This window comes from Pseudomonas sp. NPDC090233, assembly GCF_044772285.1.
Classification (GTDB): Bacteria; Pseudomonadota; Gammaproteobacteria; order Pseudomonadales; family Pseudomonadaceae; genus Aquipseudomonas.
The window spans coordinates 690,084-704,936 of sequence record NZ_JBIVYQ010000001.1 but is presented as its reverse complement, the minus strand read 5'-3'; the positions used below and the strand labels follow the sequence as shown (position 1 = coordinate 704,936).

The 14,853-nt window shown below is 56.9% G+C and carries 11 protein-coding genes; 6 read left to right on the top strand and 5 right to left on the bottom strand.

Annotated elements, in window-relative coordinates; translation table 11 throughout:
* Positions 1–116: 116 nt before the first annotated feature.
* From ACIQUF_RS03410 to ACIQUF_RS03385, 6 genes are all read left to right on the top strand, one after another.
* On the top strand, positions 117–2,882 hold the full coding sequence (locus ACIQUF_RS03410; protein ID WP_403128426.1) for a type VI secretion system Vgr family protein: 2,766 nt from the start codon (positions 117–119) through the stop codon (positions 2,880–2,882).
* The gene (locus tag ACIQUF_RS03405; RefSeq protein ID WP_403128423.1) at positions 2,879–7,429 is read left to right on the top strand and encodes an RHS repeat-associated core domain-containing protein; all 4,551 of its coding nucleotides are present in this window, start codon (positions 2,879–2,881) and stop codon (positions 7,427–7,429) included. The genes ACIQUF_RS03410 and ACIQUF_RS03405 overlap by 4 nt, the downstream gene beginning before the upstream one ends.
* Complete coding sequence (locus ACIQUF_RS03400) at positions 7,426–7,830, top strand: hypothetical protein (RefSeq protein ID WP_403128420.1); 405 nt, start codon at positions 7,426–7,428, stop codon at positions 7,828–7,830. The genes ACIQUF_RS03405 and ACIQUF_RS03400 overlap by 4 nt, the downstream gene beginning before the upstream one ends.
* Before the next feature lie 197 nt (positions 7,831–8,027).
* Complete coding sequence (locus ACIQUF_RS03395; protein WP_403128418.1) at positions 8,028–8,699, top strand: hypothetical protein; 672 nt, start codon at positions 8,028–8,030, stop codon at positions 8,697–8,699.
* A 21-nt stretch (positions 8,700–8,720) separates the two neighbouring features.
* On the top strand, positions 8,721–9,134 hold the full coding sequence (locus ACIQUF_RS03390; protein ID WP_403128416.1) for a hypothetical protein: 414 nt from the start codon (positions 8,721–8,723) through the stop codon (positions 9,132–9,134).
* Positions 9,135–9,530: 396 nt separating this feature from the next.
* Complete coding sequence (locus ACIQUF_RS03385) at positions 9,531–9,794, top strand: PAAR domain-containing protein (RefSeq protein ID WP_403128414.1); 264 nt, start codon at positions 9,531–9,533, stop codon at positions 9,792–9,794.
* Positions 9,795–10,181: 387 nt separating this feature from the next.
* Here the strand turns inward: ACIQUF_RS03385 and ACIQUF_RS03380 are convergent, their stop codons facing one another.
* The 5 genes from ACIQUF_RS03380 to eppA all read right to left on the bottom strand — a co-directional run bounded on the left by ACIQUF_RS03380 (position 10,182) and on the right by eppA (position 14,760).
* The gene (locus tag ACIQUF_RS03380) at positions 10,182–10,988 is read right to left on the bottom strand and encodes a CpsD/CapB family tyrosine-protein kinase (RefSeq protein WP_403128411.1); all 807 of its coding nucleotides are present in this window, start codon (positions 10,986–10,988) and stop codon (positions 10,182–10,184) included.
* Positions 10,989–11,000: 12 nt separating this feature from the next.
* Positions 11,001–12,569 (bottom strand): GumC family protein, encoded by a 1,569-nt coding sequence (locus tag ACIQUF_RS03375; RefSeq protein ID WP_403128409.1) that lies wholly within the window; start codon positions 12,567–12,569, stop codon positions 11,001–11,003.
* A gap of 20 nt (positions 12,570–12,589) precedes the next feature.
* Positions 12,590–13,660: a hypothetical protein gene (locus tag ACIQUF_RS03370; RefSeq protein WP_403128883.1), complete on the bottom strand. Its 1,071-nt coding sequence runs from the start codon at positions 13,658–13,660 to the stop codon at positions 12,590–12,592.
* Positions 13,661–13,730: 70 nt separating this feature from the next.
* Entirely contained in the window at positions 13,731–14,276 is a 546-nt protein-coding gene (locus ACIQUF_RS03365; protein WP_400801941.1) for a polysaccharide biosynthesis/export family protein, read from the bottom strand.
* A gap of 307 nt (positions 14,277–14,583) precedes the next feature.
* Complete coding sequence (gene eppA / locus ACIQUF_RS03360) at positions 14,584–14,760, bottom strand: EPS-associated small membrane protein EppA (protein ID WP_167060926.1); 177 nt, start codon at positions 14,758–14,760, stop codon at positions 14,584–14,586.
* Positions 14,761–14,853: the final 93 nt, after the last annotated feature.

Sequence of the window (14,853 nt, the reverse complement as noted above, 5' to 3'; positions counted from 1 at the left end):
ATCACGGCGACTTGGAACGGATTCCTCGCTAGTGTCTTGCCTGCATTTAACCCGCGCATTCTACAACATGCCCGGTCCCCTGAACCTGCCCGAAGGAATGAACAGCAGGAGTTCGCATGAGCAACTTGAACGATGTGCGCTTTACCTTCAGCACGCCGGCCGATGAGGCCATTGCATTCGATGTGGTGTCATTCGAACTGACCGAAGCGGTCAGCGAGTTGTATCGCCTGGAAGTCGAACTGGTCAGTGCATCGGCCGACGCCAACTTCGCCACCCTGCTCGACCAGCCTGCCGTGCTGACCATTTGGCAGCAGGAACAACCGGTCCGGCATGTGCATGGCCTGATCAGCAGCTTCGAACAAGGCAAGACCGGCCACCGCCGCACCCGCTACCGCGCCGTCATCGAACCCCAACTGGCCCGCGCGGGCCTGCAGTCGGACTGGCGAATCTTCCAGCACCGTCCCGTTCCCCAGCTGCTGGAAGCGCTGTTCGAAGAGCGCCAGTGGGGGGCGCTGACCCAGTACCTGGGCGATGCGCATCAGAACCGTGAGTTCTGCGTCCAGGCCGGCGACCTTGACCTGGACTTCTTCTGGCGCCTGTCGGCCGAAGAAGGCCTGGTCTCGATCTTCGAACACGGCGAAGGCAGCCACGGCGTTATCCAGGTCGACCAGATCAGCCAGTTCGGCAGCCTGGAAGGCGAACCGGTGTTGTACCTCGCCAACGGCGGTGGCAGTGAGCAGCAACCCTGCCTGCACCACTTCGCCTACCGCGAGCAGGTACGAACCAGCCTCCAGGTTCAGCGCGATTACACCTTCACCCACCCGCGCTACAACCTGGAACACACCACCTATCCCCAGAACATGGGCAGCCAGGGCAACGACTACCAGCGCTACGACTACCCAGGCCGTTACAAACACGACAACGCCGGCAAGCCCTTCACCCAGGCCCGCATCGATGCCTTGTTCGGCGATGCCCGCATGGCCGAGGTCGAAGGCGACGACGCACGCCTGCAACCCGGCATCGCTTTCCAGCTGACCGGCCATGCCCGCGAGGACATGAACATCCTCTGGCGCCCTCTGCAGATCAAGCACAAAGGCCGTCAGTTCACCGCGCTGGAAGAGGATGCCGCCGAGGCCCAACAGGGCACCTCTTACACGCTCACCGCCACCCTGATTCCCGCAGAGGTCGAATGGCACGCTCCCGCCCGCCCGAAACCGGTGATCGAAGGCCCGCAGATGGCCAAGGTGGTCGGGCCACCAGGCGAGGAAATCTACTGCGACGAGCACGGCCGCGTGCGCGTGCAGTTCCCCTGGGACCGCCTCGGCCAGGACGATGAAAAAAGCTCGTGCTGGGTCCGCGTAACCCAAGCCTGGGCCGGCGCCACCTGGGGCCACATGGCCATCCCGCGCATCGGCCAGGAAGTCGTGGTGAGTTTTCTCAATGGCGACCCCGACCAGCCGATGATCTCCGGGCGCAGCTACCACGTGGTCAACCGCCCCCCGTACCGCTTGCCCGAGTTCAAGGCACTGAGCCCGATCCGCAGCAAGGAGCACCACGGCCAGCGCCACAACGAGCTGCGCCTGGACGACACCACCGGGCAAATCAGCGCGGCGCTGATGAGCGACCACGACCACTGCGCCCTGCACCTCGGCTACCTCACCCATCCGCGGCACCTTGGCGGCAAGCCGCGCGGGCAAGGCTTCGAGTTGCGCACCGATACCCGCGGCGTCATCCGTGCCGGCGGTGGCTTGCTACTGACCACCGAACTGCGCGCCCGCGCAAGCGAACACCACACCGATCTCGCGGAAACCGCCGAGCGCCTGAGGACTGCCCAGGAATACCACACCACCTTTGCCAGCGAAGCCCGCGATCATCTGGCCCAGGAAGGCGGTGATCAGGATGAAGTCGGCGACGCACTCAAGGCGCAGCACGACGCCATACGCGGCGGCGCCGGTAACCCAGAAGCCAACCGCTTCCCCGAACTGGCCGACCCTCAACTGGTAATCGCCAGCCCCACCGGCATCGCATCCACCACCCCGGAATCCACCCATATCGCCAGCGGCGAACACTTGGGCCTGAGCACGGGCGGCCACACCAGCATGGCCATCGGCAAACGCCTGCTGATCAGTGCCAGCCGTGGCGTGCGGCAGTTCGTGCAGAGCATGGGATGGCGACTGGTCGCGGCGTCCGGCGACATCGACCTGAAAGCGCTGAAGGACAACATCAATCTACTGGCCAAGCTCAAGATCGCGGTGACGGCCGAGCGGATCGTCCTCAGTGCCAAGGAAGAACTGGTGATCCAGGCTGGCAGCAGCAGCACAACCTACAACGCCAGCGGAATTCTCCACGCCACTGCAGGCCAATACACCGGGCATGCGACGGACTTCATCTATGAAAGCGCGAAGAGCCAGTCGGCCGCGTTCCCGGAAGCGCCCCAAGCTGGAAAAGGCAAGCTGCAACTGCTTCAGCAGTACGCCAACGCCCTTCCCTTCAAAAAGGGTGAATACGAAGTCGAAGACGCTCTGGGCCGACTGTTCAAAGGCACCCTGGACAGCAACGGGCAAGCCACCGTTGCCAACGTCACCACAGGCCCGGCCAAAGTACGGTTCAGCGACGACGACGTTGATGTCTGGCATGACCCAGGCTTTCCTGGCCCTCACGAGCAGATCTCAGCTGAGCTGACCGATCCCCTGTCATCACAGTTCGGCGAACAAGCCACAGCGATTCTGAATCAGATCACATCAGCTCAATTGGCCGCAAAGCTTAAGAGCTCTGCGCTCCAGCCGGTAGCAGTCCTGGCGCCTGATGACTACGCGAAATCAATCCTCGAAAACACCGGCATTCCCGAGATGCTCCTAACAGTCTCGGAGAAAGCCCGATGACCGCACCCACACGTACACCACAACAAGCAACCGGCCCGACCAACACCGCCTCTGTCAACGATATCGAGGCCGGTAAGGAAAAGCTTGACCAGTGGATCCGGCAAATGACCGGAGGCACCATCGGCTGGACTGCCGTAAACGCTGCCGGCTCTGTCATACCAGGTGTTGGAACTGTCTTCGCCGCCGTCGACGCCATCGGCGATCTGCTCACCCTTATCGATGGCAATCAGGATGACTTCCTGACTTGGGTCAGCTTCGGCATCAACGTGGTCGGCCTCGTTTCGTTCCCCGGTGTCGGCCCTGCCCGACTAACCATCCGCACCACCCTCGCGGCGGTGAGGCGCAACGGAGTCGCCATGATTTCCGATGCGCTGCTGAGCGCACTTGAAAAGAACCTGAACGATAAAACGCGGGGGTCATTGGAAGCCTTCGCGCAGGCCATCGAAAGTCGACTGAACGAGCTGCTGACCAAGATCGCGGCAGAGATCAGCAAAGCGTGCACCTCATTCGCTCAAATGCTCCGAGGCGTCGCCAGCGACCAAGGGCAAAAGGCCCTGGCCAAGAAGACCAAGCAAGCCTCCATATTCTTCGGGCCTGTGGTCGCGATAGCCGCCCATTTCACGATCGAGGACAGGCTGCTCTCTGCAGACGTCTGCCAGCGGTTGTTGAAAGCCGCCAACAGTGCAGAACAAATCGGCCGCGCCGCCTCGGCAAAAATCCTAGGTATGGCGGACACCGGCAAGGCCGGCAGCATCGGCTATCTCGTCCTGGCGCTGTCGAATGCCCTGAGAAACCGTAAACGTCGGGGCGCCGTGGCGGCGGTCTCGCAGAGCAACAAGTCGAGCCAGGCCCAACATACTCAGCAGCAAGCCGGGTTGACCACGCGCGGGAGCGAACGCCCTGCGACCAAGGACCCAAACTGTCGCAACCACGTCGCCGCGGGTACGGGCTGCAACATCAGTTTCGCAACCGGCAGCGAATCGTTCACCCACACCGACTTTTCCCTGCCGGGGTGTTTCCCGATCGAGTGGGCACGCACTTATCGCTCCAGCCTGGATGCGCTGGATGACGGGCCGTTTGGCGCTCGTTGGATCACACCCTATTCAATACTTATCGAGCACAAGGGTGATGGCGGGCTTGCCTATCGCGACTCTGACGGGCGCAGTCATCAATACCCGGACCTGGCCGTTGGCAAGCACCACTATGACGCTATCGAAGATGTTCTGCTGATTCGAGCATCGGCCAGTGCGCTGGTCATCGCCCGCGGGCATGACACCCAGGAACACTTCCAACGGCAAGGGGACCACTATCGCCTCACCGCCATCAAACATCGCAACGGCGCATCTCTTGCGCTGCACTACGAGCATATCCACAACGGGACAGCGATGCTGTCGGACCTGCTGACCTACCAGGACGAACGCCAGCAGCAGCACATTCATCTCACTTACAGCGACCAAGGGCGGGTCTGCGGGGTTTGGCTGATGGCGGACGGCATTGCGCAACGCCAACTGGCCGCCTACGAGCACGATCATCAAGGTGACCTAATCTGCGCCCGCGACGAAAACGCTGCGCAGTGGCAGTACACCTACCAACATCACTTGATCACGCGATACACCGACCGAACAGGCCGAGGGATGAACCTGGAGTGGAACGGAAACGGGCCCAATGCAAAGGCCATACGTGAGTGGGGGGACGATGGAAGCTTCGAGACCCGGCTGGAGTGGGACAAGCATATTCGGCTGACCTACGTCACCAATGCTCAGGAGCAGGAAACCTGGTACTACTACGACATCCTCGGATTCACCTACCGCATCATCCATCCCGACGGCAATGAGGAGTGGTTCTACCGCGACGACGCCAAGAATGTCGTCCAGCACATCCACACCGACGGCAGTGCAGAGCAGTTTGCCTACGACCAGCGCGGCCAGCTCCTACAGCACACCCGGGCCGATGGCACGTCCGTTCATCATGCTTACGATGACAACGGCCAGCGCTTCAAGACCCGCGACGCCGAGGGCGGGCTGTGGAAGTACGATTACGACCAGCGCGGCAACATCATCGAAACCCAGGATCCGCTGGAAAACAAAACCCTCTATACCTACAACAGCGACAACCTGCCCATCGCGATCACCGATGCCAACGGCGCAGTAAAGAAGCTGAAATACAACCGCGATGGCCGCCTGATCAGCTACACCGACTGCTCAGGCAAGACCACCCAATGGCAGTACGACAAACAAGGCCAACTGACCAAACTCATCAACGCCGCCGCAGAGGTTACCGAGTACCACTATGAAGCGGGCCAGCTGACGCTGCTGATCCACCCGGACAAAACCAAGGAACGTTTCGAGCGTGATGCCGAGGGCCGCTTGCTGAAACATACCGACGCACTGCACCGCAGTACATCGTGGACCTACAACGAAGCCGGCCACATCCATCAACGCCACAACGCCAACGACACCACCCTCACCTACCACTGGGACAAGCTCGGCCAACTGGTGCGCTTGCGCAACGAAAACAACAGTGAAGCCAGCTTCAAGTACGACCCTGCAGGCCGGCTACTCAAGGAAACCGGTTTCGACCAGCAAACCACCCACTACCTGTACGACAACGGCAGCAACCTGCCCACCCGGCGCCTGGATGGCGACAGGACCACCCACTTCGAATACGACCCGATGGGCCGGCTCATCCAACGTAAAGCCGCCAGGCGCGGTGGTCACAAATGGGAAGTCGAAACCTTTGCCTATGATGGCAATGGCAACCTGATCTGGGCCAAGAACGGTGCCTGCAAGCTGCAGTGGTTCTACGACGCCGCCGGCAACAACACCCGCGAGCAACAGTACCTGGATTACCTGGTCAATGCACAGGTCGCGGTGTTCAAACATGAGTACGACGTACTCAACCAACGCATCGCCACCACCCGCCCCGACGGCCACCGGGTCAGCTGGTTGACCTACGGCAGCGGGCACCTGCTGGCGCTCAAACTCGATGACAAGGAACTGCTGAGCTACGAACGGGACGACCTGCACCGCGAGGTGGTCCGTGTGCAAAGCAATGGCCTGGTTCAGCGACAATCCTGGAGCCCGAACGGCCAACTGCTGGAGCAGACCCTGGTCCGACAGGGCGAAACCCGGCGCCTGGTAGCCCGTAACTACAGCTATGACGAAGCCGGCCAGCTCAGGCACATCAATGACCTGAACCGCGGCGACACCCGCTACCGCTATGACCCGGTGGGCCGGTTGCTGGAAGCCGACGTCAACTACGTCAAGGAGACCTTCGCCTTCGACCCCGCCAGCAACCTCCTCGACCCGCAAGCGCCACCGGGACCCAACCCTCACTCCCCGCGCAAGTTGATGGACAACGTGCTGCGCAGCTACTGCGGCACGCAGTACCACTACGACGAGCGCGGCAACTTGCAGGAGCGGATCGAGAACGGCAAGACCGGCAAGTTTACCTGGGACCTGTATGACCGTTTGCGGCGCTACGAAGATGATCGATTGATCGTCGAGTTTGGCTATGACGCATTGGGCCGCCGTGTGTACAAGGACTCGCGCTCCAAGTACCGCAACCGCCCGGAGGCCGGGCCGGTGTGGAACGACAATGCGAGGCGGGCGCTGGATAAGCAGCTGGGTTGCGACCTGACAGTGTTTGTCTGGGATGGGGATACCTTGGCGTTTGAACAGCGAGGGCGGGAGGGCCAGGGGCAGACTACGCACTACGTGTTTGAGCCGGGGACGTTTATTCCGGTGGCGCAGGGGGTGATGAATCATATTGAGGAGATGTTGCGTCAGCCGAATCGAGACCAAATGTATGACGCAAGTCAAAATCCTGTTTGGACACACAATCCATTAGCAAAAACGTTCGACTCGTTAGGTTGGTACCAGTGTGACCATCTGGGCACTCCTATGGAATTGACCGACAATGATGGAAAACAGGGATGGGCGGGCGCCTATGAAGCATGGGGTATGGCGGCAGAATTACTCAATAAACTAGCTTCTAACGCCCACAATAAAAGTCGAATTAGGTTTCAAGGCCAGTATTTCGACGTAGAGACGCAACTGCACTATAATCGCCACAGATATTACGCTCCAAAACTTTCTAGATTTACCAGCAAAGATCCAATCGGGCTAGCTGGCGGACTAAACCCATATCAATATGCGCCAAATCCGATACAATGGGCTGACCCTCTCGGCCTGACTAAAATCACTGCCCCCTGCACGAGCAGGGAAAAAATGGATGCAATCAACAAGGAAGTGACTAGGCAAGAGCGAAAATGTGATGAACTTTACGACGACTACAACCAGGCCATAAATAGTGCCTTAAAATACACTCACCTTTCTGCAAATGACTCAATTCCTAATCCAGCGAAATTCATAGCAGAGCCCTTCAACGGAAGACGCGCCAGGAATGATTCTAGGGGCTTTCGTGTTGAATATGACAATAGGCACAAAGCCCACATAAACGCTTTCGATAGAAAAAATATGAAAACAATTTGTTTCGAAGCAACAAGAAAAACAGTCAACCGAATAGTAAGGAGATTTAATCGATGAACTTTACTCATGCTTGCCAAACATATATAAATAACAATCTTTACGACGAGCACGACAAAATACTTAAGGACATTGGCAGGCGATTACCCACAGGCCCCGCCAACATCCACTGGGAGGAAATTTTAGAAAAATTCGAAATCCCAGCGGTTACCAACAGCAAACTAAAAGAAAAAATATTTACAATTGCGAAACTTGTAGGAATAAAGGAGACAGATCCTATCATAATAATCAACATTGAGGATGGATTTCCAGCCCTGCAAACAACACTCAAGCAGTGGAGTGCGTTTTCTGAAGAACTCGACTACCCCAACACTGTCTTCTTCGATGTAAATACGAACAAAATTATTCACTGGGATTTTTATAAAGACCTCTATGCAACCTCTATGCCCATAAAAAAGTGATAGAAAAGTGCCAGCTTTCGGCGAGTGACCTGCTCGACGTACAGTGCCTTGGGGTCGGATCATGGATTGCCGCATGCTCCGCCGCTACCGCAGAAAAATCAATGGTGCCGCCCGCACTACTAAACCAAGGATAGAACATAACATACTTTGATGAAATCATATTTTTACTCAGCACCGACTGTTTTTCTGCAGAATTAATGACAGACTCTTCACCTAAGGAAATTGAAGAGATAAAAAAGATTGCCAGAAATAAAATTCCAGAAATAATAGATAGAGGAGATAACTATTTTATGTGCGCAGACTTCTCTGTCGAACGCATCACCAAAACGCGGGATTCCTTCATGTCTGAAGTTGCAAGCAGCGTATCAGGCAGAAGCTTAGCAACAATCAAAACTCTTCATGAGTCGCTCATCAACAACCCTGAAAATTTCAACAATGCAGCGTCGACTATCACCTCAATAGCCAGTCGCTTATATTGGTTATCCGAGGAAAGCTTAAGAACTCCAATCACCGAAGAATTAATGGAACTGATCTCGATAATTGAACCTCTTGGATTGGAAACAGAGTCACACGGGTTCGAGTGGGAACAAAAGTGGCTTGACTCTGAATCCCGTTGGGATCAGTACATCATGTCGCTCATGGACGGCATTGATGAAACACCTTATCTTGCATTTATTACAATAACACAAATGCCTTATAGCCTAAGCTATCTGAAGGCATGGCAATTACACCTTGGAATAGAAAAGTTTTCAATTATTTCTAAATTCATATCCACTGAAGCTCATTACCAACTTGACGTTCTAAATCCTGAGGCTGCCTTGGAAATTGATAGGATTCTCGACACTTTTCAGTTACATGGGATCAGCTAGCAGAGAGTCAAGACAGCCCAGATGAACAACGAGGCGGTACAAATGCTCAAGACCCCGAAAGATTTTTGGCTACTGTGCGAAGATGACGAAAACACTTCATTTGCGCACGTGTCCGCCACAACTGAACTATGGATTGAAATACTTGAAATCTACCCGGTCTTAAGCCGTTGCGTCGCCGCCAACAAGACTATTCCAGATCAAGTGATAGAGCTGCTTTCAAAAAGCGATGATATGAATGTTCGTCTAAAAATAGCGACCAAACGAAAACTAAACAGGACAGTATTTGAACGGCTCGCTAATGACCCAGACCCTAACATAAGAGATCGAATCGCGTACAACCCAAAGGTACCAAATGATATTTTAGAAAAACTTTGTAAAGATTCCGACCCCATAGTTGCCTGTTCTGCAAAACGAAAACTTGTCACTGAACGATAGAAATCCACATCACGCGGAACAATTAATAAACACAATGAGACTATGGTTTACCGTAAGAGTGTTCTTATAGGGATAAAGGAAACCGACCCTGTCATAATAATCAACCTAGAGAATGGATTTCCAGCACTGAGGACCACACTCAAGCAATGGAGTGCGTTTTCTGAAGAACTCGACTCCCCAACACTGTCTTTCTTGATGTAAATACCAACAGGAGTATTCACTGGGATTTTTATAAAGACCTCCACGCGACCTTTATGCCTTAAAAGCAATTCAAAAAGTCGGATTCCGGCGAACAACCTGCTCGCCCGCCAAGCATCATGGAGGCGGATCATAAATTGCCGCATCACCTCAACCCTCCCCCAGCACAACCCAATCGACAGGAGCTAAGATCTCATCATGAAAGAAGTAATACGTCTAGGAGATACAACCGACCATGGCGGCACGGTAATAAACTCCATCCCACACACCAACCTCAACGGTAAACCCATGGCAGGCAAAGGCAACATGGTTTTCTGCCCACTCTGCAAAGGAGAATTCCCAATCATTGAAGGCAGTGACACCTACCGCGTCAACGGCACTCCCGTCGCTCTCGATGGGATGAAAACAGCCTGCGGTGCCAGCTTGATTGCCAGCGGATCTCGCGGCAGTGTTCATCGATAAACGAGGGTGGGCAGTGGCGACAGGTCGGCAATCAGCACCCCATAAATGCCTGTTTCACAGGGTCTTTTGGGCAAGCGAGACAGGCTTGGAAGCCAGGAAAGGCCGATCTTGAAATCTGTGTGCTGGCTCGGCTTTGTACGACAGTTTTATGGGGCGGCGAGCAGGCTTGCCCGCGAGGATGGCACGGGCTTCGCCCGTGTTCGCGGGACAAGCCCGCTCCCACAGGGATCGCGCAGCTTTTTAAATTTTGAACAAGACAGTTGCTCCACAGGGATCGCGTCAGCTTTTAGATTTTGAAATGACAGTGGCTCCCACAATGATGGGTGCCCCAACTTTGCGTACAAAATCTAAACTCCCCATCGGGCTGTTGGGCTATTAACTAAAATCTCAGTAATACGCCCGCGGTTTTTCATCCGCCTTGTTCAACACCGCCCCAATCAAATTCGCCGTCGCCAAATGGTGCAAGCAATCCTCAATATCCTTCTTGCTGTTCATCCCATTGGCCACCACCAACAACACACAATCAAACTTCGGCAACACCGTCAGCGCATCGTCGGAACTCAACAGCGGCGGCAAGTCAAAAATGCAGATGCGTGAATCATACCGATCACGCAGATCGTTGATCAGGCTGCTGACCTTGGGCGATGACAGCACCTCGGTGGACATGGGGACAGGCTCACGCGTCGGCAGCACGACAAAGCGCGGCAAGGTCGGGTTGACCATCACCTCTTCCAGCCACGCTTCGCCCTTGAGCAGTTCGTTGAGGGCTTTGCCCATCGGCAAGCCGAGACTGCTGCCAACCCTCGGCCGACGCAAGTCGAAGTCGACCAGCAAAGCGGTCTTGGTGGTGTGGTGGGCGATGCTCATGGCCAGGTTCACCGCCAGCACGGTCTTGCCCGCTTCGGGAGTTGGCGAGGTGATGGCCAGCGTACGCCAGCCGTTTTCTTCCATCGTCTGCAGCACTTGCGTGCGCAGCAGGTCGATGGCGCCGCTCATGTTGGAGTTCTTGTTGTAGGAAACGATCCGATTGCGTTCCAGGTGCTCGGCGCTCAGCGGCACGACCTTGGTCTGCACGTAATCGAACTGCCCCAGGGCTTCGGGCTTGTCCGCCATCAGCGGGGCCTTTGGGGTTTCGGCAGGGGTGGGAGAAACCTGGTGAATGTTCTTTCCAATAGCCGGCGTAATTCTGTCCATCGCTGCGCTTCCCTATTCAAACCGAGCCATAGCTTTAAACAGCAGGAGGTCCAGTGGCATGTAGAACACGTGGACGACCACCATCAGCATAGCAACCAGTACCAACCCGGCGATCACCAGCCAGGTGCGCCACTTGCGGCGCCTGGCGACATCCGCCTGGGTGGTGATGTAGGGCACCGCCACCAACACGCGTTTGCCCAGCACGCTTTCCAGCGCACCCACGCCGCGTACGCGCTGGTTGAGCATTTCCAGCAACATCACCAGGCCGCCGCCAATGGCCGGTGCCAGCACCAGGCCCAGGGCGACGATTTTCTTGCGGTTGGGTTTGACGGGCTTTTCCGGCATCAGCGGCGGTTCGAGCAGCACGAAGCGTTCAGCCTTGTTTTCCTGCTCCAGGCTTTCGGTGATCTTGGCGCCCATTTCCTTGTTGCGGATTTCTTCGTACTTCTTGCGGGCGTTGTCGTGGTCGCGCATCAGGGTGACCAGGCCGCGCTCGACTTGCGGGGCTTCGAGGATGTCGGCCTCATAGCCTTCCATCTTGGTGGTCAGCTGGCGTTTCTGTTCGGCCAGCGAGGCAATGCGCGACTGGGCTGCCGCCATCTTGGTACGCACCCGGGCGGCATCGAGGTTCATGGCCGCAGCAGCAGCGATGCCCTTCTCGCCCGACGCCTGGAGCAGGTCGATCTTGCGTTTTACCGCCACCACATCGGGGTGCGCCGGGGTGTACTTGGTCAACAGCCGGGCGTACTCGGCTTTGAGACTGGCCAGATCTTGCGGCTGATCCGCCGATGCTGGCCTGCCGCCAGCGGCCGGGCTGGACACACCGGCATTGGCGGCCGACAGTTCCAGTTCGAGGTAGCGCAGCTCTTCCTGGGCAGACTTGTAGTCACGGTCGACTTCGCGGAATTCCAGCTCCGAGCGCGACAACATGCTCATGCGCAGTTGCTGGTTCTCCGGCAAGGCATTGGCATGCGCCTGTTTGAAATCCGCCAGTTTGTTTTCCAGGTCGGCCAGTTCGGCGCCCAGCTTGTTCGCTTCCTGGGTGAGGAATTCGGTGGTTTCGGTGGCACGCTCGGTGCGCTGTTTCATGTTTTCGTTGAGGAACAGCGTCACCAGTTCGTCGGCCACTTCCTTGGCGACTTCGGCGCGCTTGTCTTCATAGGAAACCGTGAACGCCACTGTCGCTTCGCCGCGCCCTTTTACATAGGTGCTGAGGGTGGCCACGACGATCGCATTACGCATCTGGTCGATCTTGTCGGTTTCGCTGAACTGCCGGCCCTTGTCGGCGAACAGGTTGTACTTGTCGATGATCTTCAGCAGGTTCTCGCGGGTCATCACGCGCTGGCGGATGACCTCGATGCGTTCATCGGCAAAGCTGTTGTTGTTGGCCGACACCAGCTCCGGGGAAATCTGCTGCGACTCCACCAGAATGGTCCCGGTCGACTGATACAAGGGTGGCACCGTGACGGCGACCCCCACCGTTGCGGCAATCACGACCACGATGCTCACCCCCAGCAACAAGGCGCGGTCCTTGATGATGGCGATGTAATCTTTGAGGGAAAGCTCGTACTCGGATTTCATGGTGGCCACCCGTGCGAGAGTCAGATGTCGGGGTATCGGTACGTCAGTGTCAATCCAGCAATGGTCGCTTCAGCATCGGGCAAGCCATCTTGCTGGCGCTGCTTGTACATCAGAGAAAGTCGCAGGTCCCAGGCCGGCGAGAATGCGCGGCTGGCCCAGACGCCATAGGTCTGCAAGGTATTCGGTGACACACCTTTGCTGTCCTGCCAGGAGGCATCGACGCCGACACGGTCGACTTCGGTGACCAGGTAGCTCCAGCTACCGCGAACCATGTCGAGTTCGGCAAAACCGCCCTCGGCACTGGCGACGGTGCTGCGCTCGGCGCTCAACGTGGCATCGGCACGCACGCCACGGTAGAACAGCGACATGCCGCCTTCACCGCGACGCCCACCGCCAGAGCCGGTGGTCTTGTTGACGCCAATGTGCGCCTCGCCTTCAAAGCGCTCGGAGAACCGGTAACGCACGCCAATGTTCGGGCTGTAGCTGTTGGAGGCCACTGCGGTGGTGTCGTCCTGCGGCTCGTAGCGCCTGGCGTTGAAACCGGTAATGACGTCGGTTCGCTCGTTCCAGGCGTAGGTCCAGGTCGATTTGTTGAACAGCTCGTCATAGCCGGTCAGCGAATCGATGTCATAGCGCGCATGCGAGTAAGTGAGAACGTTCGCCAAGGTGCTGCGCTCGGTGACCGCGCTGGTCCAGTTGCCCTCCAGCGTGGTCATCTTCTGGGTGCCGTCGGTGGTGACCACACCGGTGTCCTGCACGGCGCCGGACAGCGTTGAGCTTTCTTCGTAGCGGGCCAGCAGGCCAAAGCCACCGGTCTCGGTCTCACGCTGCCAGCCCAGGCTTACCTTGGGGTCTTCGCGGTCATCGACGATCGAGCGGTCGGATGAGCGCAACAAGTTCATGCCCAGGCCGAAGCGCAACTGGTCGCGGTCGAACTGACCGGTGAGGGTGTAGTCGGGCGCAATGATGGTACGCGTCACACCTTTCTCCTCGGACGTCAGGAGCAATGGGTTACTGTCGTACTCGACAGACGTGGGCACCACGACTGAAGACTGCCAAATGGCGGCGTGAACCACCCCCGCGAACGGCATCATCATGATCGCCGTCGCAACATGTGTTGGTCGAAAAATAGGCACTAGGAATTCTTATTTATTGGATGGGTCAAGGTACGACCAGCGTATCGCCAGCCTGAAGTTGGAAGTTGGTGGACATGTCGCGCCCAGAAACCAGATCCTTGTAGCGCACCGGCATGACCTTTTGTCCGCGGATCACTTTGATGGCACTTTCGTCGGCGAATTTGTCCATTCCACCCGACATGCTCAGCGCCTGAAGCACCGCCGTAGGGCCTGCCATGGGGACCGGGCCGGGTTTGATGACCTTGCCTTGCACGTAGACGATATTGCCGGTCGGCGCCAGCACCACGACACTGACGTTGGGCTCGGTGAGGAAATTCTTGAGTTTGCTGGCGACCTTGTCGGCGGCTGTCGTGGTATCGAGACCGGCTACATCGACGCGGCCTGCCAAGGGGAAAGTAATGCTGCCGTCAGGCAGGACGGTGGTTTCCTGGCGAAGGGTGTCTTCCTGCCAGACCGAGATCAGTACCCGGTCGCCGGGGCTGAGCAGGTACGAAGGACTGGAAGAGTCGGCGACACTAGCACCGGACCACGCTACGAGTACGCAGAGGATGGAAATCAGCAAACGCGCCATGAGGGGTCCCTCCGGCCTTGCGGCCCAGGTTCAAGAGCACTGAATGAGAACAACACTAAACCTCTCGCTCCGCTTCGCAGCCCTTACACCTGCTGCGCTGGCCTCGAGCATCCTGGAGGCCTTTACCGCGATGCCGCTTCGCCTGTCACGGTCAATTTGAGCCTTGGCGCCAGCCACTGGAATATAGCAATAGCTGGAAAATTGACAAGCGACTGCGCCCCCTTCGACGCAAATATCCCTTATTAAGCGTCAAATCACTGGCAGAACGGTAAATACGATCAAACTTTTATTGGCCCCCGCCAGAAAGCTAGATTTTCTTTCTGTTGGCCACTGCGACAAAGCCGATAACTGCAAATGCAAACAACCAACCGGCAGTCGCCAATGGAACAATGTTGGTCTGACTCATATAAGAATCAGCCGCACGCGCCGCACCACTCAACAGCACCAACAGGAAAATCGATTTGATGAACAGTGTCGAGCGCATGGTCCCCTCCTACGAAGAGGAAAGTGTGAAAAAAGGTTTGGGGCGGAAGAATGCATCGCTGTTGATTGGAGCTTATGGGCACGGTGCCATTAC